Here is a 19,729-nt window from a genome sequence, read left to right as displayed (position 1 = left end):
CCGCAGCCGACTGAACAGAACACACCCGAGGGGGAACCTTTGCAAGGTAAAGCGCTCCAAGATTTCGTCATCGATAAAATCGATGACCTCAAAGGCCAAGACATTGTCGCTCTGGACGTACAGGGCAAATCCAGTATCACCGATTGCATGATCATCTGCACCGGCACGTCGACTCGCCACGTGATGTCGATCGCCAGCCACGTGGTGCAGGAATCCCGCGCCGCGGGCATGGAACTGTTTGGCATGAAAGGCCAGGAAGCCTCCGACTGGATCGTGGTCGATCTGGGCGAAGTGATCGTGCACGTGATGCAGGAAGAAAGCCGTCGCCTGTACGAGCTGGAAAAACTCTGGAGCTAAGCGGTGAAACTGCAATTGGTGGCGGTCGGCACCAAAATGCCAGACTGGGTGCAAACCGGCTTTATGGATTACCTGCACCGCTTTCCCAAAGATATGCCGTTTGAGCTGACCGAGATCCCGGCCGGCAAACGCGGCAAAAACGCCGACATCAAACGCATTCTGGACAAGGAAGGCGAACAAATGCTGGCGGCGGTGGGCAAAGGCAACCGCATCGTTACGCTGGATATCCCAGGCACGCCGTGGGAAACGCCGCAGCTGGCGCAGCAGCTTGAGCGCTGGAAGCAGGATGGCCGCAACGTCAGCTTGCTGATCGGCGGCCCGGAAGGGCTGGCGCCCGCCTGCAAAGCCGCTGCCGAGCAGAGTTGGTCGCTTTCTCCGTTGACACTGCCGCATCCTTTGGTGCGCGTCCTGGTGGCCGAAAGCCTCTACCGCGCCTGGAGTATTACTACAAATCATCCTTACCACCGGGAATAGCCGGTGGTGACCGTGACAGAGTGAAATAAAGCAGCGGGATGAAAATAGAACGTAACCCTTTTCGCGACTATACGGCTGAATCCGCCCTGTTTGTACGCCGCGCCCTGGTGGCGTTCTTGGTCATCCTGGTGCTGTCCGGCATCCTGATCGCCAACCTGTATAATCTGCAAGTGGTCCGCGTCGAGGATTACCGCACCCGCTCTAACGAAAACCGCATCAAGCTGGTGCCCATCGCGCCCAGCCGCGGCATTATCTACGATCGCAACGGCACTCCGCTGGCGCTCAACCGCACCATTTATCAGCTGGAACTGATGCCGGAAAAGGTCGACGATCTCAAAGCCACGCTGCAGGCGCTGCGCCCGGTGGTCGACTTGACCGATGACGACATCACCAATTTCGAAAAAGAGCGCAAGCGCTCGCGCCGTTTCGTCTCCATTCCGGTGAAAACCGCGCTGACCGAGGTGCAAGTCGCCCGTTTTGCGGTCAATCAGTTCCGCTTCCCGGGTGTGGAAGTGAAAGGCTACCAGCGCCGCTACTACCCCTACGGCTCCGCCCTCACCCACGTCACCGGCTACGTGTCCAAGATCAACGATCGCGACGTCGAGCGGCTGGACAAAGACGGCAAACTGGCCAACTACGCCGCCACCCACGATATCGGCAAGCTGGGCATCGAACGCTATTACGAAGACACGCTGCACGGCAAAACCGGCTATGAAGAGGTCGAGGTCAACAACCGCGGCCGGGTGATCCGCCAATTGCACGAACAGCCGCCTTCCGCCGGTCAGGACGTCTACCTGACGCTCGATCTTAACCTGCAGCGCTATATCGAACAGCTGTTGGTCGGCAGCCGCGCCGCGGTGGTGGTGAGCGATCCGCGCACCGGCGCCATCCTGGCGATGGTCTCCAACCCGAGCTACGATCCGAACCTGTTCGTCGACGGCATTTCCAGCAAGGACTATCAGGGGTTGCTGAACGATCCGAATCGCCCGCTGATCAACCGCGCCACCCAGGGGGTCTACCCGCCCGCCTCGACGGTGAAGCCTTATATCGCGGTGTCGGCGCTGAGCGCCGGGGTGATCACCAAAAACACCGTGGTGTTCGATCCCGGCTGGTGGCAATTGCCCGGCTCGGAAAAACGCTTTCGCGACTGGAAGAAATGGGGCCACGGCCGCCTGAACGTCACCAAGGCGCTGGAAGAGTCCGCAGATACCTATTTCTACCAGGTCGCTTATGACATGGGGATCGATCGGCTGTCGACCTGGCTGACCAAATTCGGTTACGGCCAGTACACCGGCATCGATCTGTCCGAAGAGCGCTCCGGCCTGATGCCGACGCGCGAATGGAAGCAGAAACGCTATAAAAAACCGTGGTATCAGGGCGACACCATTCCGGTAGGCATCGGCCAGGGTTACTGGACCGCGACGCCGATCCAGATGGCCAAGGCGCTGAACACCCTGATCAACGACGGCACCGTCAAAACGCCGCACCTGCTGCAGAGCACCCGCATCAACGGCGCGCTGGTGCCGTTCAAACAGGAAGAAAACACGCAGATCGGCGATATTCACTCCGGCTTCTGGGAAATTGCCAAAGACGGCATGTACGGTGTGGCCAACCGTCCGAACGGGACGGCGCGCAAATACTTTGCGGACGCACCTTATAAAGCCGCGGCGAAATCGGGTACCGCACAGGTATTCGGCTATGAAACCTACAACGCCCACAAACTGGCGGAGCACCTGCGCGATCACAAACTGATGACCGCCTTCGCACCGTTCAACAACCCGACGGTGTCGGTCGCCATCATTCTGGAAAACGGCGGCTCCGGTCCGGCGGTGGGGACCATCACCCGCCAGATCCTCGACCACATTCTGCTGGGCGACAACAATACGCAATTGCCAAGCGAGGCCCCGCTGCCGCCTGGCGTAGAAGGTGACTAAGGTAGAACATGACTGAAAGCCAACAAAAAGGCTCGATCTGGACCAAAATCCACATCGACCCGACGTTCCTGCTGCTGATCCTGGCCCTGTTGGTCTACAGCGCCTTCGTGATGTGGAGCGCCAGCGGCCAGGATATCGGCATGATGGAGCGCAAGATCGGGCAGATCGTCATGGGGCTGATCGTGATGGCCGTCATGGCGCAGATCCCGCCGCGCGTGTACGAAAGCTGGGCGCCCTATCTGTATATCTTCTGCGTGATTTTACTGATCCTGGTGGACGCCTTCGGCCAGATCAGTAAAGGCGCACAGCGCTGGTTGGATCTCGGCGTAGTGCGCTTCCAGCCGTCGGAAATCGCCAAGATCGCCGTGCCGCTGATGGTGGCGCGCTTTATGAACCGCGACGTCTGCCCGCCTTCGCTGAAAAACACCGCCATCGCGCTGGTGCTGATCTTCCTGCCGACGCTGCTGGTGGCCGCGCAGCCGGATCTGGGCACCTCTATCCTGATCGCCGCTTCCGGCCTGTTCGTACTGTTCCTGTCCGGCATGAGCTGGAAGCTGATCGCCGTCGCCGCCGTCGCGCTGGCGGCCTTCATCCCGGTGCTGTGGTTCTTCCTGATGCACGGCTATCAGCGCGACCGCGTCATGATGCTGCTCGATCCGGAGAGCGACCCGCTCGGCGCCGGTTATCACATCATTCAATCCAAGATCGCCATCGGCTCCGGCGGCCTGTCCGGCAAGGGCTGGCTGCACGGCACCCAGTCACAGCTGGAGTTTCTGCCGGAGCGCCATACCGACTTTATCTTCGCCGTCCTGGCCGAAGAGCTGGGGCTGATCGGGGTACTGGTGCTGCTGGCGCTTTACCTGCTGGTGATCATCCGCGGGCTGATGATCGCCGCCAAGGCGCAAACCACCTTTGGCCGCGTCATGGTCGGCGGCTTGATGCTGATTTTGTTCGTTTATGTCTTTGTTAACATCGGTATGGTCAGTGGCATTTTGCCGGTAGTTGGCGTACCTTTGCCTCTGGTCAGTTACGGGGGTTCGGCGCTGATAGTGTTGATGGCCGGTTTCGGCATCATCATGTCGATCCACACGCATCGGAAAATGCTGTCTAAAAGTTTATAAGAGGTGAGTAATGCGTAAGGAATGGCTTTGGATCGGCGTCGCGGCGGTGTTGCTCTCCGCCTGTACCGCCCCGACCACGGAACAGCAAGCCCCTCCGCAGCCGTACAACGGCCCGGTGGTGGAAATCGGCGGCGTCGAGCCTCAATATGAACCCTATAACCCTAATAACATGCAGGATTATAAGGTTAATGGCGATACTTACCGCATCGTAAAAGATCCGCAGAACTTCTCGCAGACCGGCCTGGCGGCCTGGTATGGCGAAGAAGCCAACGGCAACACCACGGCGCTGGGCGAGCAGTTTGACCCCAACGGCCTGACGGCGGCGCATCCGACCCTGCCAATCCCAAGCTATGTGCGCGTCACTAACCTGGCCAACGGCCGTCAGCTGGTGGTGCGCGTCAACGATCGCGGGCCATACACCAAGGGCCGCATCATCGATCTGTCGAAAGCCGCCGCCGACCGCCTCAACCTGTCCAACAACACCAAGGTCAAGGTAGATTTCATCAACGTGGCGCCGGACGGCACGCTGAGCGGCCCCGGCACCATCGGCACCATCGTGGCGAAACAGAGCTACGCCCTGCCGGCGCGCCCGGATCTCGGCTCCAGCGGCATGGGCACCCCTATTCAACAGGAGGCGCCGATCGCCAGCGGCGCGGCGGTGCGCCCGATCGATAACAGCACCCTGCGCACCGACGACAACAGCGCCCCTGCAGCCGGCGGCAATGCCGCCAACGGCCGCAGCGGTTTCCTCGGCGCGCCGAGCGCGGTGCCGGCCGGGGTGCTGGAAGGTTCCGAACCTGAAGTCGGCGCGGCGGCTGTCGGCACGGCTGCTGCCGCCTCTTCCGGCGGCTACGTGGTGCAGGTCGGCGCGCTGAGCAGCGCCGAACGCGCCCAGAGCTGGCAACAGAGCCTGAGCCAACAGTTTGGCGTGCCGGGCAAAGTGGCGGCCAACGGCAACGTTTACCGCGTCCAGCTTGGCCCGTTCAGCAGCCGTCAACAGGCGGCCCAGCTGCAGCAACGCCTGGCGAGCGAAGCGCAACAACAGTCTTTCGTTACTGCTGCACCCTGAGCGTTAAGCCCGGCGGGCATTCACGGCCGATAAGCGGTTATTTAGCTGAAACATTTTCTTGCAGCTAAAAGGGCACTAACCGCAATTAGTCAGATGAATGGGTAATGCCTGCCGGGATCGCATCTGCTATAGTGTGGCTCGTTTTTTAACTTTACTTTCACGGATGTTGTAGTCCCGATCATGAAACAAGTAACTTCTTTTCGCTTAATCAAAAGCATCGCCCTCGGCACCGTTATCGCAATGAGCGCAGCCTCCGTTGCGCACGCCGATGACGTTAACATCAAAACCATGATCCCAGGTGTCCCGCAGATCGATGCGGAAGCGTACATCCTGATTGATTACAACTCCGGCAAGGTGCTGGCCGAGATGAACGCCGATGCGCGTCGCGATCCGGCCAGCCTGACCAAAATGATGACCAGCTACGTCATCGGCCAGGCGCTGAAAGCGGGCAAAATCGGCCAGGACGATCTGGTGACCGTCGGCCAGGACGCCTGGGCGACCGGCAACCCGGTGTTCAAAGGCTCCTCGCTGATGTTCCTGAAGCCGGGCGATCGCGTGCCGGTCTCCAAACTGACCCGCGGCATCAACCTGCAGTCCGGTAACGACGCCTGCGTGGCAATGGCCGACTACGTCGCCGGCAGCCAGGACGCGTTCGTCAACCTGATGAACACCTACGTCAGCAAGCTGGGCCTGCAGAATACCCACTTCCAGACGGTGCACGGCCTGGATGCGCAGGGCCAATACAGCTCGGCGCGCGACATGGCGCTGATCGGCCAGGCGCTGATCCGCGACGTGCCGGAAGAATACGCGATCTACAAAGAAAAAGAGTTCACCTTCAACAATATCCGCCAGATGAACCGCAACGGTCTGCTGTGGGATAACAGCCTGAACGTCGACGGCATCAAAACCGGCCATACCGACGCGGCGGGCTACAACCTGGTGGCTTCGGCGACCGAAGGCCAAATGCGCCTGATCTCCGCCGTGATGGGCGGCCGCACCTACAAAGGCCGTGAAGCCGAAAGCAAGAAACTGCTGACCTGGGGCTTCCGCTTCTTCGAAACCGTGGCGCCGCTGAAAGTCGGTAAAGAGTTCGCCTCCGAGCCGGTCTGGTTCGGCGATGCCGACCGCGTTGAGCTGGGCGTGGACAAAGACGTCTACCTGACCATTCCGCGCGGCCGCATGAAAGATCTGAAGGCCAGCTACGTGCTGAACACGCCGGAAATTCACGCGCCGCTGGCGAAAAACCAGGTGGTGGGCAGCATCAACTTCCAGCTGGACGGCAAAACCATCGACCAGCGTCCGCTGGTGGTCATGAACGAAGTGAAAGAAGGCGGCTTCTTCAGCCGCATCGTGGACTACATCAAACTGATGTTCCACCACTGGTTCGGTTAACGGTTGAAACGGGCGAAATCGTCCCCATATAGTGAATAACACTAACTCCCGCCCCGGCGGGAGTTATACTTTATAGATTAGCTAGCACTCTGGAGCGCACGCACATGCAAAAAACTAAACTGAACGAACTGCTCGAATTCCCTTGCTCGTTTACCTACAAGGTAATGGGCCTGGCGCAGCCTGAGCTGGTTGACCAGGTGGTTGAAGTGGTGCAGCGCCATGCGCCGGGCGATTACAACCCGCAGGTCAAGCCAAGCAGCAAAGGCAACTACCACTCCGTCTCCATCACCATCAATGCCACTCACATCGAGCAGGTCGAAACCCTTTACGAAGAGTTGGGCAACATTGAAATTGTTCGCATGGTGCTGTAATTCCAGCATAAACCCCTGCTTATCAACCCGGGATGGCGCAGCGTCTTCCCGGGTTGCGCATTTTTGGTCAGCGAAAGGCTGGTCGCAGGCCGGAGCGCCCGGTATAATGGCTTTACCACTTCTGTAACCTGACGATGACTCTTTTGCAACCAGACAAGATCATTTTGCGTCAGCTGGGGTTGCAGCCCTACGCGCCTGTATCCCAAGCCATGCATAACTTCACCGACAGTCGTACCGAGACCACGCCGGACGAGCTGTGGCTGGTGCAGCATCACCCGGTGTTCACCCAGGGTCAGGCCGGCAAAGCCGAACACGTGCTGATGCCCGGCGACATCCCGGTTGTCCAGAGCGATCGCGGCGGCCAGGTGACCTACCACGGGCCGGGTCAGCAGGTGATGTACGTGATGGTCGATCTGAAACGCAACAAGGTCGGCGTACGTCAATTGGTCACGGCGATAGAAGATACGGTTATCAACACCCTCGCCCACTTCCGCCTCACATCGCGCGCCCGTCCGGATGCGCCCGGCGTGTACGTGGGGGAGCAGAAAATCTGTTCGTTGGGTTTGCGGATCCGCAAAGGCAGCTCATTCCACGGCCTGGCCCTGAATGTGGCGATGGATCTCAGCCCCTTCCAACGCATCAACCCTTGCGGTTACGCCGGTATGCAGATGACGCAGGTCAGCGCGCTGGCGCCCGGCGTTGGCATTGAAGACATACACCCAATCCTGGTACAGGAATTTGTTCATTTACTCGGCTACCAGACGGTCGAGCTTCGTAACTGGAACCTGCACGATTATGAGTAAACCAATTCAGATGGAACGCGGCGTCAAATACCGCGATGCTGACAAAATGGCGCTGATCCCGGTCAAAACGGTGGTCACCGAACGGCAGGAGCTGTTGCGTAAACCCGAGTGGATGAAGATCAAACTGCCTGCCGACTCAACGCGCATTCAGGGCATCAAAGCCGCGATGCGCAAGAACGGCCTGCACTCCGTCTGTGAGGAAGCCTCGTGCCCTAACCTGTCCGAGTGTTTCAACCACGGTACCGCCACCTTTATGATCCTCGGCGCCATCTGCACCCGCCGCTGCCCGTTCTGCGACGTGGCCCACGGCCGCCCGATCGCGCCGGACGCCAACGAGCCGGAAAAGCTGGCGCAAACCATCGCCGACATGGCGCTGCGTTACGTGGTGATCACCTCGGTTGACCGTGACGATCTGCGCGACGGCGGCGCTCAGCACTTTGCCGACTGCATCTCCGCCATCCGCGCCAAAAGCCCGAACATCAAAATTGAAACGCTGGTGCCGGACTTCCGCGGCCGTATGGACCGCGCGCTGGAGATCCTCACCGCCACGCCGCCGGACGTATTCAACCACAACCTGGAAAACGTGCCGCGCGTCTACCGCCAGGTGCGTCCGGGCGCCAACTACGAATGGTCGCTGAAGCTGCTGGAGCGCTTTAAAGAAGCGCACCCGGATATCCCGACCAAATCCGGCCTGATGGTCGGCCTGGGCGAAACCAACGCGGAAATCATTGAAGTGATGCGCGATCTGCGTCGCCACGGCGTGACCATGCTGACGCTGGGTCAGTACCTGCAGCCGAGCCGTCACCACCTGCCGGTGCAGCGCTACGTCAGCCCTGCCGAGTTTGACGAGATGAAAGAAGAAGCGATGGCGATGGGCTTCACCCACGCCGCCTGCGGCCCGTTCGTGCGTTCGTCTTACCACGCCGATCTGCAGGCCAAAGGGATGGAAGTGAAATAACGCGTAATAGTTTGTTACGCTATAGACGGCGGAAACGCCAAAAAACGGATGTCCGCAAGGCATCCGTTTTTTATTGCGCGCAGTCAGACGGGGTTAAACGTCTTTCTTTTCGACGCTCTGCTGAGCGGACTGGCTTTCGGCGGCGTTGTTGCCGGCGGCCGGCGGCGTGCTGTCATCGCCCACGGCTTTTTTAAAGCCTTTCAGCGCCGCGCCAAGATCGGCGCCGAGCGTACGCAGTTTGCTGGTGCCGAACAGTAAAATCACCAACACCGCAATCACCAGAAGTTTGGTAATGCTGATACCTTCCATACTCACCTTCTTATCATAGAGCGCTGCGTGAACAGCGAGAAAAACTGACCTTGCCTGCGAATATTTAGCGACTTTCCTTCGGCTCGCACAACCGCAACATGTAACAGAGTGAGATCGGTCGCAGTAATGCCACAGGGCCTCTGGACGTGAATCCCAGACTATTCTTAGTTTATCACCCGCATGATACGCTGCCATGATACTCATCAGGGAGATGCCGGATGTATATTGCCCCACCCATTTTCGATGCCCGAAAATCCGGCCTCAGCTTCGCCAAACGCACCTACCTGCCCCGCGCCGTCGGTCTGGGGCTCGGCTTTATCTGCGTCTGCGCCGCGCTCTATCCCCTGGCTCCGCCCGCGGCGATCTGGCTATTGCTGGCCTTTCACGGCTTTCTCTGGCCGCATCTCGCGTACCGCCTGGCCTGCCGCGCCCAAGATCCGTTCAAAGCCGAAATTCGCAACCTGCTGATCGACTCCGCTTTCGGCGGCTTCTGGGCGGCGATGATGGCGTTCAACGCGCTGCCCGCCATCGTCATCCTGTCGATGATGAGCATGAATAACATCGCTTCAGCCGGCAAAACGCTGTTTGTAAAAGGATTGGCCATGCAACTGGCCACGGCGGCATTCACCGCCGCGCTGCTCGGCTTCCCGTTTCACCCCTACAGCACGCCGTTGCAGGTCTATCTGTGCCTGCCGATGATCTACCTTTACCCGACGCTGCTCGGGCTGGTGACTTACCGCACCGCCAAGCGGCTGGCGGAAAAGAAACAGGAGCTGCAGCGCATCAGCACCCGCGATGGGCTGACCGGCTTATACAACCGTCGCCACTGGGAGCATCTGCTGCATCGCCAGTTCGACAGCTGCCGTCGCTACCAGGATAACGCCACGCTGATCCTGATGGATATCGACCGCTTCAAAACCATCAACGACACCTTCGGCCATGCTTTGGGGGATGAGGCCCTGGCGGCGCTGGCGGAAGAGCTGCTGATCGGCTTGCGTAACGTGGATATCGTCGGGCGCTACGGCGGCGACGAGTTTGGCGCGGTGCTGCCGAACACCAACGCCGAGCAGGCGGAAATCGTCCTGCGACGCATCCAGCAGCGGCTGGACGCGGTCAGCTTCAAGGAGGCGCCGCAACTGCGGCTGCAGATCAGCGCCGGCATCGCCAACTACCACCCCGCGTTGGGCGGCTATCTGGACTGGCTGAAAGCGGCCGACAGCGCGCTCTATCGGGCGAAGCAAAACGGCCGCAACCGGCTGGAAACGGCAGTGCCGCCAGGGGAGTAACTTACTGACTTAATAACTTGGCAAAATACTTCGGCGCTTCAACAAAGCCTTCACGCAGGTAAAACGCATGGGCCCGCTCGCGGCGACTGTGGCAATGAACCTCCAACCGATCGCAGCCGCGACGGTGCGCCAGCGCCTCTCCCTCCGCCAACAACCGCCGCCCACGCCCGCGCCGCGCGCCCGATCGTCGACGCAAAAATAGCTGATGCGGCCAATGTCGCCGGCCAACGCCAGCTGCGGCAGGAAATGCAGCGACAACACGCCCAGCACTTGCGCCCCGTCCGCCGCCACCAGCAGCGCCTCGTCCGGGTGCGCCAACAGTTGCTGCATGCGCTGCGTCAGAAACGCCTCGGTGCCGGGATAGCCCAACGCCGCCATCAATTCGGCGATAGCGTGCCGGTCGCCCAGACGCGCCGCTCTGATTTCCATCGGTTTTACCTCGCAGGGGGTCGATACTACAAAATAGACGGCGTTAGGTGTAACATCCATCGGGTACGGTGAAAAAGGCCGTGCGGCACGCTGGAGATGACATTCCTCCCTAACCGCCTTCACAGGCTGATGATGTCTACGTAACCTCTCGGAGAGAGGCGCGTAGCGTTACGCCTGTCCCTTTCCGAGCCCGTGAATTTCTCTGTTTGAAAGGGAGTTGCCCCATGTTGAGTTCTTTACTGGCCGTCTTTATCGGCGGCGGCGTCGGCAGCGTTTTGCGCTGGGCGGTAAGCATGAAAATGAATCCGCTGAACGCCCACATTCCGCTAGGGACGCTGATGGTCAATCTGATCGGCGGTTTTATCATCGGTCTGGCGATGGCGATCTTCACCCGCATGACACACCTGGATCCCACCTGGAAACTGCTGATCACCACCGGCTTCTGCGGCGGCCTGACCACCTTCTCCACCTTTTCGCTGGAGGTGGTGTATCTGATGCAGGACGGCCGCTTCGGCTGGGCATTGGCCAACATGCTGCTTAACCTGGCCGGCTCGCTGGCGATGACGCTGCTGGCCTTCATGCTGGTGATGTGGGTCAACGGGCGCTAAGCCCTTAATGTTTCCTTAATCTTGCATGCGCATAATCTCATCCAGAACTCCTGACTGGATGAGAAATCGCTATGTTTAGCCTGCCGAAAACCACCGCCGAAGCGATCGCCGTTGCGCTGTGCGTGCTGATCGTCGCCGCCTTTATCAACGCCTACCTGTTCGCCTAAACACCTTTTCCCCGCAACGCGCGTTCATCTTGCGTCCTCCCCATCCGTTACACTACAATTGAGAATGAACGTTCACACCCAAAATTGTGAACCCGGCTCACGCGCAGCAAAGGATCGGGCAGATGCTCTCCCCCAACGACAGTAAACAGGCCAAAGTGCAGGCGCGCCGCGATCAGATCGTCGAAGCGGCGAAAACCAGCTTCCGCCGCCACGGCTTCCATGCCGCCAGCATGGCGGAGATTGCCCAGGGCTCGCAGCTCAGCGTCGGGCAAATCTATCGCTATTTCGCCAATAAAGACGCGATTATCGAAGAGATCGTCAATCGCATCATCACCAGCAAGATGCAGCGCCTGGAAAACCTTGGCGATCACATCAACCTGATCGCCGGCACGCTGGCGGCGCGCACGCTGTTTCAGCAACCGGGCGAGAGCGAAACCGATCACATGCTGATGCTGGAAGTGACCGCCGAGGCCACGCGCAACCCGGTGGTGGCCAAACTGCTCAGCGATGCGGAGGCGCGGCTGTTTCGCCACGTGTGCCACAACCTGCAGCGGCTGTATCCCGATTTCAGCGCGGAAGAGATCGCCGCGCGGGTGGAGTTTATCGCCGTCATGAGCGAAGGCACCGGTTACCGTATCCTTACCACGCAAAAAGCCGATGCGTCCCTGCTGCGCGATCTGTATCAGCAGGCCATTTCTCACCTGTTCAGGAAATCTTAATCTCCCATGACCAAACACTTAGCCAGACAACGTCTGGTGTACGCCGTCGTGCTTGGCCTGTTGGCCGCGCTGGGGCCGCTGTGCACCGATCTCTATCTGCCCGCCCTGCCGGAAATGGCGGGCGAGCTGAATACCTCCACCGCCGCCGCGCAGCTCAGCCTGACCGCCGGGCTGCTCGGCCTGGGCGTCGGCCAGCTGATTTTTGGCCCTTACAGCGACAAACTGGGCCGTATGCGCCCGCTGCTGCTGTCGCTGATCCTGCTGCTGGGCGCTTCGCTGTGGTGCGCGCTGGCGCCCACCATCGACCAATTGCTGATCGCCCGCCTGCTCCAGGGCATCGCCGGCGCCGGCGGCGCGGTGATTTCCCGCGCCATTGCCCGCGATCTGTACGCCGGCCACGAGCTGACCCGCTTCTTCGCCCTGCTGATGCTGGTTAACGGCCTGGCGCCGATCGTCGCGCCGGTGCTGGGCGGCGTCATGCTGCAGGTGATGAACTGGCGCGGCATCTTCGGCGTGCTGGCGGCCATCGCCGTGCTGCTGTTCAGCCTATCGGCGCTGAAGCTGCGCGAATCCCTGCCGGTCGAGCGCCGCAGCCAGGGCGGCATTCTGGCGATGCTGATGTCGCTCGGCGGGTTGCTGACCCAGCGCTATTTCATGGGCCTGTGCCTGACGCAGGGCTTCGTCATGGCCGGCATGTTCGCCTATATCGGCGCTTCGCCTTTCGTCTTGCAGCAGATCTACGGCCTCAGTCCGCAGATGTTCAGCCTGTGCTTCGCCATTAACGGCGTCGGGCTGATCATTGCGGCGCAGCTGGCCAGCCGTCTCAGTTCACGTTGGGGGGAACGCCGGGTGTTGAGGGGCGGGTTAACGCTGGCGGCCGTCGCATCGCTGTTGCTGTTGTTGGCCGCCGCGCTGCATGCGCCGTTGGTCGTGTTGCTGGTGCCGCTGTTCTTCTCGGTGGCGGTGATCGGCATCGTCGGCCCGACCGCCTCGTCGCTGGCGATGCAAAGCCAGGGGGACAAAGCCGGCAGCGCGTCGGCCTTGATCGGCGTGTGCATGTTCGCGCTCGGCGCCTGCGCCGTGCCGCTCACCGGGCTGGGCGGCACCTCGAGCCTGTCGATGGCGCTGACCATCGTCGGCTGTTACGCCATCGCCATCCTGCTGTTCAGCCTGTTGGCCCGCCGCAGCGACGCATAACGCGCCCAATAAAAAACCCGCTCAATGAGCGGGTTTTAAGAAATTCAGCTACGCAGCTTAGATAGCAGTAACGTTAGCGGCAGATGGGCCTTTGGCACCGTTCGTGATTTCAAATTCTACACGCTGGCCTTCAGCAAGCGTTTTGAAACCGTTGCTAACGATGGCAGAGAAGTGAACGAAAACGTCCTTGCTACCATCTTCCGGAGTAATGAAACCGAAGCCCTTGGATTCATTAAACCACTTAACGCTACCTTTAATCTTAGACATCAAACTTACCTTTAACGTGAATGAAAGACACAAAACCTGTGTCGATTACAGTACAGCAAGCAGGCAGGATTTTGTCCACCACCGCGATCACAGAAATCCGATAAAGAGTGAAAAAATCCGTGTTGTCCGGTGTAAATGAATGACACCGGTTGCAGTAAGTTACCGTTCCAGGTCAATCCTCTCCCTGCGCCGGCGAACAACGCGCGAACGCCTAAACCTGCCCCTTCCCCCCATCGTTGACGCACCGTGCAGACACAATCGCTATGAAATATAACCAGATGGTCTTTTTGCTTCGGCGGCCCCTGCACTAGGGTTAGGGTTTATTTCCCACTGTGAGCCAAGCCTATGACCAGCCAGTTGGCAGACAAGATCATCGCCTATCGGCGTGAACTGCACCAAAACCCGGAGCTTTCCAATCACGAATTCGCCACCACCGCCCGCCTGACCCGCTGGCTGCAAGAGGCGGGCATTCGCCTTCTGCCGTTGGCGCTGAAAACCGGCGTCGTGGCGGAGATCGGCAGCGGCCAGGGGCCGATCATCGCGCTGCGCGGCGACATCGACGCCCTGCCGATCGACGAAATCGCCGACGTGCCCTTCAGTTCGCAAAACAGCGGCGTGATGCACGCCTGCGGGCACGACTTTCACACCTCGGTGATGCTCGGCGCCGCACACCTGCTCAAAGCGCGTGAAGCCGAACTGGCGGGTACGGTGCGCATCTTCTTCCAGCCGGCGGAAGAGACCTTCAACGGCGCCCGGCACCTGATCGACGCCGGCGCGCTGGATAACGTCGCGGCGATATTTGGCCTGCACAATGCGCCGGAGCTGCCCACCGGCACCTTCGCCACCCGCGCCGGGCCGTTCTACGCCAACGTCGATCGCTTCCAGATCCGCATCACCGGCAAAGGCGCCCACGCCGCCAAACCGGAACAGGGTGTCGATACCATCGTCACCGCCAGCCAGATCGTCGGCGCGCTGCAAACGCTGCCCAGCCGCAGCTTCAGCTCGCTGGAATCGCTGGTGGTGAGCGTGACGCGCATCGAAGGCGGCAATACCTGGAACGTGCTGCCGCAAACTGTCGAGCTGGAAGGCACGGTGCGCACCCACAGCGATTCGGTGCGCCGCCAGGTGCCGGATAAAATTCGCCAGGTGATCGACGGCGTTGCCGCCGCGCTCGGCGCGCAGGCCGAACTCCACTGGCAGCCGGGGCCGCCGGCGGTGATCAACGACGCCCATTGGGCGGCGTTCAGCAAAACCGTCGCCGCCGAGGCCGGCTACCGGGTCGAAGAGGCGGAGCTGCAGATGGGCGGCGAGGATTTCGCGCTGTATCTGCATCACGTGCCGGGCGCGTTCGTCAGCATCGGCTCCGCCAGCGAATTCGGCCTGCACCATCCGCGTTTCAATCCCGATGAGCGCGCCCTCTTTCCTGCCGCCCACTATTTTTCGCTGCTGGCGGAGCGTACGCTGCAGCAATTAACCCCCGCAGCGAAAAAAGCCCTCAGCAACGCCTGAATAACGTGAAATAGTATTTCCCCGACGCCGCTGATGCCGCGCCGGGGATTATTATTTTCGCTCGCCGTGATATTTGCAGTTTTCAACATTTGAATATGCTGTTTTGTTGTTTTACATCCCGACAGCGCTCATCAATAGTGGACGCATCAGACACCGCGCGCCTTTCGGCGCATGACAGGATAATCACGATGAGCGACAACGCGAATAATCAACGGCAATTACGGCTGGGCGCCATTCTGCACGGCGCCTCGGGAAATATGTCCGCCTGGCGCCACCCGGACGCCACCGCCGACGCCAGCATCAACCTCGAATTTAATATCGCCTCGGCGAAAAAAGCCGAACAAGGGAAATTCGATTTCGTCTTCGTCGCCGATGGCTTATATATCAACGAAAAGTCCATTCCGCATTTTCTTAACCGTTTCGAGCCGTTGACCTTATTGGCCGCGCTGTCCGCCGCCACCGACAAAATTGGCCTGGTGGGCACGCTCTCCACGTCCTACAGCGATCCGTTCACCGTCGCCCGCCAGTTCGCCAGCCTCGATCACCTGAGCAACGGCCGCGCGGGCTGGAACGTGGTGACGTCGCCGCTGGAAGGTTCGGCCAAAAACTTCTCGCGCGCCGAACACCCGGAGCACAGCCTGCGTTACCGCATCGCCGGCGAGTTTCTCGACGTCGCCAAAGGACTGTGGGACTCCTGGGAAGACGATGCCTTCGTGCGCAATAAGGCCAGCGGCGAATTTTTCCGCGCCGGGAAACTGCACACCCTCAATCATCAGGGGGAGTTCTTCTCGGTGCAGGGGCCGTTGAACATCGGCCGCACGCCGCAGGGCCGCCCGATCCTGTTCCAGGCCGGCGCCTCCGAAGACGGCAAACGGCTGGCGGCCAAGCACGCCGATGCGATCTTCACCCATCACGACACGCTGGAGCAGGCGCAGGATTTCTACCAGGACGTGAAGCGGCAGCTGGTGGAACAGGGGCGCGAACCGGACGACCTGCGCATCTTCCAGGGCGTCAGCGTGATCGTCGGCGACGACGATGCGGACGTCGAGCGCCAGTACCAAGAGACGGCCCGTCTGGTCAGCATCGAGAACGCCCTCAACTACCTTGGCCGCTACTTCGAACATTACGACTTTTCCCGCCATCCGTTGGACGCGCCCTTCCCGGACATCGGCGATCTGGGGCAAAACAGCTTCCGCAGCACCACCGACGCCATCAAGCGCAACGCCCGCGAGCGTAACCTCACGCTGCGCCAGGTGGCGCTGGAGGCCGCCTCGCCGCGCCCGGTGTTCAGCGGCACGCCGGAAGCGGTGGCGGACGGCCTGCAACGCTGGTTCGACGGCGAAGCCGCCGACGGCTTCATCATCAGCGGCGGTACGCCCAACGCCTTCGGGCACTTCGTCGATCGGGTGGTGCCCGTCCTGCAACGGCGCGGCCTGTTCCGCCAGGCGTACCACGGCGATACGCTGCGCGAGCACCTGGGCCTGAAGCGTCCGTTGAACAGATTCACCCAATAATAAGATCGTTTTCAGGGATACCCGCTATGCAGAAAACCGTTACCGCCGCTCTCATGGCGGCCTTGCTGAGCCTGACCGGCGCCGCGCAGGCGGGCACCGGCATCGATTTGCAGGCCAATGAAACCCCTATCCATGCGCCGAAAAACCCGCAGGCGATCGCCAAGCTGCCGGCCGATTTCCGCTTCGTGAAGCCGGGCCGGTTCACCGTCGCGATCGCCGCGCTCAACACGCCGCCGCTGGCGCTGTTCGCCGCCGACAACCGGCGGCTTATCGGCAGCGAAGTGGATATCGCGCAGTTGGTGGCCGACAGCCTGGGCCTGGAACTGAACGTGGTGCAAACCTCGTGGGAAGACTGGCCGCTGGGGGTGGTTTCCGGCAAGTATGACGCGGCCATCACCAACGTCACCGTCACCAAAGAGCGCAAAACCCGCTTCGACTTCGCCACCTATCGCATCGACTCGCTCGGCTTTTATGTCAAAACCGGCGGCAAGATAGCGACGATCAAACAGCCTGCCGATATCGCCGGATTAAAGATCATCGTCGGCTCTGGCACCAACCAGGAAGCCATCTTGCTGGCATGGGACAAGCAGAATCGGCAGCAGGGACTCAAACCCTTCCAGCCGATCTACGTGACCGACGATGCGGCCGCCACGCTGGCGATCCAATCCGGCCGGGCCGACGCCTATTTCGGGCCCAACGTGCTGGGCGCCTATAAAGCGGCGCTGAATGGCCGTACCCGGCTGGCGGGCACGGTGGAAGGCGGTTGGCCCAAGGCGGCGCACATCGCCGTCACCACCCGTAAAGGCAACGGGCTGGTGCAGGCGGTGAATGAAGCGCTGAACGGCGCGATCCGCGGCGGACAGTACGATCAGGTGCTCAACCGCTGGGGCGAGAGCGTCGAACGCCTTGCGCAGTCGGAAATCAACCCGCCCGGTCTGGGCGATTAGGAGCGTGCGATGACGCAAGACACTTTCATTCAGACGCTGCCGACCGACCCGCTGATCGCCCCGGTGATCGAGGGGCTGTTCGGCGAATATCGTCAGCGCTACGGCGACTATTTTGGTGACCAGGAACCGGAACCGCTGGACCTGTACGCGCCGCCGCAGGGCGCCTTCATCGTGCTGCTGCGCGCCGGTGCGCCGATCGCCATGGGTGCCTTCAAGCGCTATGACGGGCAAACCGCCGAGCTGAAGCGTATCTGGACGCGGGGCGATCTGCGCCGCCAGGGCCTGGCGCAACGGGTGTTGCAGCAGTTGGAAACGCTGGCGCTGGCGCAGGGTTATCGCCGGCTCTATCTGACCACCGGCTTTCGCCAGCCCGAAGCGGTGGGCCTGTACCTGAGCAACGGTTATCAGCCGCAGTTCGATCCCACCGTCGACAGCGAGGTTTACAGCCGCCCGCCCTACGATGGCCGCCTGCCGTTCCGCAAAAGCCTGATTGCAGAGGACGCCTGTTGTTGCGCGTCGGAAAGGAAAATCGCCTAAGGCCCCTTTATCTGTATCAGGAGACATGACATGTCCAAACAAGAAGTCTTGAAAGTAGTGCCCGCCCGCTATCCGCTGCGGCTGATCGGTGCGCTGTTTTCGCTGTTTATTCTGGCCGCCATCGTGCAATCGGTGGCGGGCAACGCGCGCTGGGAATGGGGCGTGTTCGCCGAGTGGTTCTTCGCCCCGGCGGTGCTGGCAGGGCTGGGACAGACCCTGCTGCTGACGCTGCTCGGTACGCTGTTCAGCATCCTGTTCGGCACCCTGCTGGCGCTGGCGCGGCTGTCGCGCTCTTACCTGCTGGCGTCGCTGGCCTGGGGGTATATCTGGCTGTTTCGCTCGCTGCCGCTGATCCTGGTGCTGATCATCCTGTATAACTTTTCCTATCTGTACGACGCCATCTCGCTGGGCATTCCCTTTACCTCGGTGGTGTTTGCCAGCTACCCGACCATCGATATCCTCGGCCAGTTCGCCGTGGCGGTGCTGGGCCTGACGCTGGTGCAGTCCGCCTATACCGCCGAGATCATCCGCGGCGGCATCCTGGGCGTGGATTACGGCCAGCACGAAGCGGCGGCGGCGCTGGGCCTGCCGGGCTATCGCCGCACCTTCCGCATCATTCTGCCGCAGGCGCTGCGATCCATTATTCCGACCGGATTCAACGAGATCATCAGTCTGGCGAAAGGCACCTCAATCGTTTATGTGCTGGCGCTGCCGGAGCTGTTTTACACCATCCAGGTGATCTATAACCGCACCCAGCAGGTGATACCGCTGCTGATGGTGGCCACCGTCTGGTATCTGTTCATCACCACCGCCCTGTCGGTGATCCAATACTACATCGAACGCTATTTCGCCCGGGGCGCGGTGCGCGAACTGCCGCCGACGCCCTGGCAGAAACTGGCCGGCTGGCTAAAACGTTAGGAGACCCGCATGTCTGAAGCCATTGATTATTACGCCTTGCCCGAACAGCCGGCACGCAACCTCACCCCGGTGCCGGCGCGCGGCCTGATCGAAATCAGCAACGTCAGCAAGTTCTTCGGCAAACACAAGGCGTTGGACGACGTCAGCCTGACGCTGCAGCCGGGCACCGTGACCGTGATCCTCGGGCCTTCCGGCTCCGGAAAATCGACGCTGCTGCGGGCGATCAACCATCTGGAGCGCGTCGACGAGGGCTTTATCCGCATCGACGGCGACTACGTCGGCTACCGCCGCAAGGGTAACCGGCTGTACGAGCTGAAGGAAAAGGCCATTCTCCGGCAGCGCATCAACGTCGGCTACGTGTTCCAAAACTTCAACCTGTTCCCGCATCTGACGGTGCTGGAAAACATCATCGAAGCGCCGGTGGTGCACAAGATCCACTCCCGCGAACGGGCGAAAGCGGTGGCCTATGAGCTGCTGGATACGGTCGGGCTGCGCCACAAGGCGGACGCCTACCCGCGCCACCTCTCCGGCGGTCAACAGCAGCGCATCGCCATCGCGCGCGCGCTGGCGCTGAACCCGAAGGTGATCCTGTTCGATGAGCCGACCTCCGCGCTCGATCCCGAGCTGGTCGGCGAAGTGCTGGACGTGATTAAAGGGTTGGCGGATCTGGGCGTCACGCTGGTGGTGGTGACGCATGAAATCGGCTTTGCGCGCGAAGCGGCGGATCGGGTGGTGTTTATGGTCGACGGGCAGATCGTCGAGCAGGGCGATGCCAGACAGGTGCTGGCTCAGCCGCAGCACCCGCGCACCGTCAACTTCCTCAACAAAGTACTGTGAGCGTCG

At 60.8% G+C, this 19,729-nt stretch carries 21 protein-coding genes, 1 pseudogene and 1 riboswitch; of the genes and pseudogenes, 19 read left to right on the top strand and 3 right to left on the bottom strand.

Annotated features, from left to right (window positions below):
• The first annotated feature begins 39 nt into the window (after positions 1-39).
• The 9 genes from rsfS to lipA all read left to right on the top strand — a co-directional run bounded on the left by rsfS (position 40) and on the right by lipA (position 8,479).
• Positions 40-357: a ribosome silencing factor gene (gene rsfS / locus SERRSCBI_RS05615; RefSeq protein ID WP_004940001.1), complete on the top strand. Its 318-nt coding sequence runs from the start codon at positions 40-42 to the stop codon at positions 355-357.
• Positions 358-360: 3 nt separating this feature from the next.
• Positions 361-831 carry a 23S rRNA (pseudouridine(1915)-N(3))-methyltransferase RlmH gene (gene rlmH, locus SERRSCBI_RS05610; RefSeq protein WP_004940002.1) on the top strand — a complete coding sequence of 157 codons (471 nt, stop codon included), beginning with the start codon at positions 361-363 and terminating at the stop codon, positions 829-831.
• Between the two features lie 38 nt (positions 832-869).
• On the top strand, positions 870-2,765 hold the full coding sequence (gene mrdA / locus SERRSCBI_RS05605) for a peptidoglycan DD-transpeptidase MrdA (protein WP_033642160.1): 1,896 nt from the start codon (positions 870-872) through the stop codon (positions 2,763-2,765).
• A gap of 8 nt (positions 2,766-2,773) precedes the next feature.
• A complete protein-coding gene (gene mrdB, locus SERRSCBI_RS05600) occupies positions 2,774-3,886 on the top strand; it encodes a peptidoglycan glycosyltransferase MrdB (protein WP_004940006.1) in 1,113 nt (370 codons plus the stop codon).
• Positions 3,887-3,896: 10 nt separating this feature from the next.
• Positions 3,897-4,955, top strand: coding sequence for an endolytic peptidoglycan transglycosylase RlpA (gene rlpA / locus SERRSCBI_RS05595; protein ID WP_042783843.1), 1,059 nt, complete (start codon positions 3,897-3,899; stop codon positions 4,953-4,955).
• Positions 4,956-5,135: 180 nt separating this feature from the next.
• Positions 5,136-6,347: a D-alanyl-D-alanine carboxypeptidase DacA gene (gene dacA, locus SERRSCBI_RS05590; RefSeq protein ID WP_004940010.1), complete on the top strand. Its 1,212-nt coding sequence runs from the start codon at positions 5,136-5,138 to the stop codon at positions 6,345-6,347.
• A gap of 104 nt (positions 6,348-6,451) precedes the next feature.
• Positions 6,452-6,718, top strand: coding sequence for a DUF493 family protein YbeD (gene ybeD / locus SERRSCBI_RS05585; RefSeq protein ID WP_004940012.1), 267 nt, complete (start codon positions 6,452-6,454; stop codon positions 6,716-6,718).
• Positions 6,719-6,852: 134 nt separating this feature from the next.
• Positions 6,853-7,521: a lipoyl(octanoyl) transferase LipB gene (lipB, locus tag SERRSCBI_RS05580; RefSeq protein WP_033651147.1), complete on the top strand. Its 669-nt coding sequence runs from the start codon at positions 6,853-6,855 to the stop codon at positions 7,519-7,521.
• Positions 7,514-8,479, top strand: coding sequence for a lipoyl synthase (gene lipA, locus SERRSCBI_RS05575; RefSeq protein ID WP_004940018.1), 966 nt, complete (start codon positions 7,514-7,516; stop codon positions 8,477-8,479). The genes lipB and lipA overlap by 8 nt, the downstream gene beginning before the upstream one ends.
• A gap of 93 nt (positions 8,480-8,572) precedes the next feature.
• Here lipA and tatA read toward each other — a convergent pair whose 3' ends face one another.
• Positions 8,573-8,788 carry a Sec-independent protein translocase subunit TatA gene (gene tatA, locus SERRSCBI_RS05570; protein WP_004940019.1) on the bottom strand — a complete coding sequence of 72 codons (216 nt, stop codon included), beginning with the start codon at positions 8,786-8,788 and terminating at the stop codon, positions 8,573-8,575.
• A 218-nt stretch (positions 8,789-9,006) separates the two neighbouring features.
• Between tatA and SERRSCBI_RS05565 the strand changes: the two genes are divergently transcribed.
• Positions 9,007-10,074: a diguanylate cyclase gene (locus tag SERRSCBI_RS05565; protein ID WP_042783842.1), complete on the top strand. Its 1,068-nt coding sequence runs from the start codon at positions 9,007-9,009 to the stop codon at positions 10,072-10,074.
• A gap of 1 nt (position 10,075) precedes the next feature.
• On the opposite strand, the pseudogene SERRSCBI_RS05560 reads toward SERRSCBI_RS05565, so the two are convergent.
• A pseudogene (locus tag SERRSCBI_RS05560) lies at positions 10,076-10,503 on the bottom strand (N-acetyltransferase family protein).
• A gap of 83 nt (positions 10,504-10,586) precedes the next feature.
• Positions 10,587-10,649: riboswitch (Fluoride riboswitch) on the top strand.
• Between the two features lie 78 nt (positions 10,650-10,727).
• On the opposite strand from SERRSCBI_RS05560, the gene crcB reads away from it, so the two are divergent.
• From crcB to SERRSCBI_RS05545, 3 genes are all read left to right on the top strand, one after another.
• Positions 10,728-11,111, top strand: a complete 384-nt coding sequence (gene crcB, locus SERRSCBI_RS05555) for a fluoride efflux transporter CrcB (RefSeq protein WP_004940022.1) — start codon at positions 10,728-10,730, stop codon at positions 11,109-11,111.
• Positions 11,112-11,400: 289 nt separating this feature from the next.
• Entirely contained in the window at positions 11,401-11,997 is a 597-nt protein-coding gene (locus tag SERRSCBI_RS05550; RefSeq protein WP_033642155.1) for a TetR/AcrR family transcriptional regulator, read from the top strand.
• A gap of 6 nt (positions 11,998-12,003) precedes the next feature.
• A complete protein-coding gene (locus SERRSCBI_RS05545; RefSeq protein ID WP_042783840.1) occupies positions 12,004-13,194 on the top strand; it encodes a multidrug effflux MFS transporter in 1,191 nt (396 codons plus the stop codon).
• Positions 13,195-13,251: 57 nt separating this feature from the next.
• On the opposite strand, the gene cspE is transcribed toward SERRSCBI_RS05545, so the two are convergent.
• Positions 13,252-13,461, bottom strand: coding sequence for a transcription antiterminator/RNA stability regulator CspE (cspE, locus tag SERRSCBI_RS05540; protein ID WP_004940030.1), 210 nt, complete (start codon positions 13,459-13,461; stop codon positions 13,252-13,254).
• Between the two features lie 345 nt (positions 13,462-13,806).
• Between cspE and SERRSCBI_RS05535 the strand changes: the two genes are divergently transcribed.
• From SERRSCBI_RS05535 to SERRSCBI_RS05510, 6 genes are all read left to right on the top strand, one after another.
• Positions 13,807-14,970: a M20 peptidase aminoacylase family protein gene (locus tag SERRSCBI_RS05535; RefSeq protein WP_042783839.1), complete on the top strand. Its 1,164-nt coding sequence runs from the start codon at positions 13,807-13,809 to the stop codon at positions 14,968-14,970.
• Between the two features lie 188 nt (positions 14,971-15,158).
• Positions 15,159-16,484, top strand: a complete 1,326-nt coding sequence (locus tag SERRSCBI_RS05530; RefSeq protein ID WP_042783837.1) for an LLM class flavin-dependent oxidoreductase — start codon at positions 15,159-15,161, stop codon at positions 16,482-16,484.
• A 26-nt stretch (positions 16,485-16,510) separates the two neighbouring features.
• Entirely contained in the window at positions 16,511-17,431 is a 921-nt protein-coding gene (locus tag SERRSCBI_RS05525) for an ABC transporter substrate-binding protein (protein ID WP_042783836.1), read from the top strand.
• Positions 17,432-17,440: 9 nt separating this feature from the next.
• On the top strand, positions 17,441-17,968 hold the full coding sequence (locus SERRSCBI_RS05520) for a GNAT family N-acetyltransferase (RefSeq protein WP_016928789.1): 528 nt from the start codon (positions 17,441-17,443) through the stop codon (positions 17,966-17,968).
• A 30-nt stretch (positions 17,969-17,998) separates the two neighbouring features.
• A complete protein-coding gene (locus tag SERRSCBI_RS05515) occupies positions 17,999-18,886 on the top strand; it encodes an amino acid ABC transporter permease (protein ID WP_004940038.1) in 888 nt (295 codons plus the stop codon).
• A gap of 9 nt (positions 18,887-18,895) precedes the next feature.
• On the top strand, positions 18,896-19,723 hold the full coding sequence (locus SERRSCBI_RS05510) for an amino acid ABC transporter ATP-binding protein (RefSeq protein ID WP_015376924.1): 828 nt from the start codon (positions 18,896-18,898) through the stop codon (positions 19,721-19,723).
• Positions 19,724-19,729: the final 6 nt, after the last annotated feature.

The sequence above is a fragment of the Serratia sp. SCBI genome, assembly GCF_000747565.1.
Classification (GTDB): domain Bacteria; phylum Pseudomonadota; class Gammaproteobacteria; order Enterobacterales; family Enterobacteriaceae; genus Serratia; species Serratia ureilytica.
This window is presented reverse-complemented; position numbering and strand designations above follow the sequence as displayed.

What these genes read in the sequence shown, in the direction of transcription:
- rlpA (WP_042783843.1), top strand. Translation starts at nt 3,897, where the DNA reads ATGCGTAAGGAATGGCTTTGGATCGGCGTCGCGGCGGTGTTGCTCTCC.
- mrdB (WP_004940006.1), top strand. Translation starts at nt 2,774, where the DNA reads ATGACTGAAAGCCAACAAAAAGGCTCGATCTGGACCAAAATCCACATC.
- tatA (WP_004940019.1), bottom strand. Translation starts at nt 8,788, where the DNA reads ATGGAAGGTATCAGCATTACCAAACTTCTGGTGATTGCGGTGTTGGTG.
- SERRSCBI_RS05525 (WP_042783836.1), top strand. Translation starts at nt 16,511, where the DNA reads ATGCAGAAAACCGTTACCGCCGCTCTCATGGCGGCCTTGCTGAGCCTG.
- ybeD (WP_004940012.1), top strand. Translation starts at nt 6,452, where the DNA reads ATGCAAAAAACTAAACTGAACGAACTGCTCGAATTCCCTTGCTCGTTT.
- SERRSCBI_RS05535 (WP_042783839.1), top strand. Translation starts at nt 13,807, where the DNA reads ATGACCAGCCAGTTGGCAGACAAGATCATCGCCTATCGGCGTGAACTG.
- mrdA (WP_033642160.1), top strand. Translation starts at nt 870, where the DNA reads ATGAAAATAGAACGTAACCCTTTTCGCGACTATACGGCTGAATCCGCC.
- lipA (WP_004940018.1), top strand. Translation starts at nt 7,514, where the DNA reads ATGAGTAAACCAATTCAGATGGAACGCGGCGTCAAATACCGCGATGCT.
- SERRSCBI_RS05565 (WP_042783842.1), top strand. Translation starts at nt 9,007, where the DNA reads ATGTATATTGCCCCACCCATTTTCGATGCCCGAAAATCCGGCCTCAGC.
- cspE (WP_004940030.1), bottom strand. Translation starts at nt 13,461, where the DNA reads ATGTCTAAGATTAAAGGTAGCGTTAAGTGGTTTAATGAATCCAAGGGC.
- SERRSCBI_RS05510 (WP_015376924.1), top strand. Translation starts at nt 18,896, where the DNA reads ATGTCTGAAGCCATTGATTATTACGCCTTGCCCGAACAGCCGGCACGC.
- SERRSCBI_RS05550 (WP_033642155.1), top strand. Translation starts at nt 11,401, where the DNA reads ATGCTCTCCCCCAACGACAGTAAACAGGCCAAAGTGCAGGCGCGCCGC.
- SERRSCBI_RS05515 (WP_004940038.1), top strand. Translation starts at nt 17,999, where the DNA reads ATGTCCAAACAAGAAGTCTTGAAAGTAGTGCCCGCCCGCTATCCGCTG.
- crcB (WP_004940022.1), top strand. Translation starts at nt 10,728, where the DNA reads ATGTTGAGTTCTTTACTGGCCGTCTTTATCGGCGGCGGCGTCGGCAGC.
- SERRSCBI_RS05545 (WP_042783840.1), top strand. Translation starts at nt 12,004, where the DNA reads ATGACCAAACACTTAGCCAGACAACGTCTGGTGTACGCCGTCGTGCTT.
- dacA (WP_004940010.1), top strand. Translation starts at nt 5,136, where the DNA reads ATGAAACAAGTAACTTCTTTTCGCTTAATCAAAAGCATCGCCCTCGGC.
- SERRSCBI_RS05520 (WP_016928789.1), top strand. Translation starts at nt 17,441, where the DNA reads ATGACGCAAGACACTTTCATTCAGACGCTGCCGACCGACCCGCTGATC.
- SERRSCBI_RS05530 (WP_042783837.1), top strand. Translation starts at nt 15,159, where the DNA reads ATGAGCGACAACGCGAATAATCAACGGCAATTACGGCTGGGCGCCATT.
- lipB (WP_033651147.1), top strand. Translation starts at nt 6,853, where the DNA reads ATGACTCTTTTGCAACCAGACAAGATCATTTTGCGTCAGCTGGGGTTG.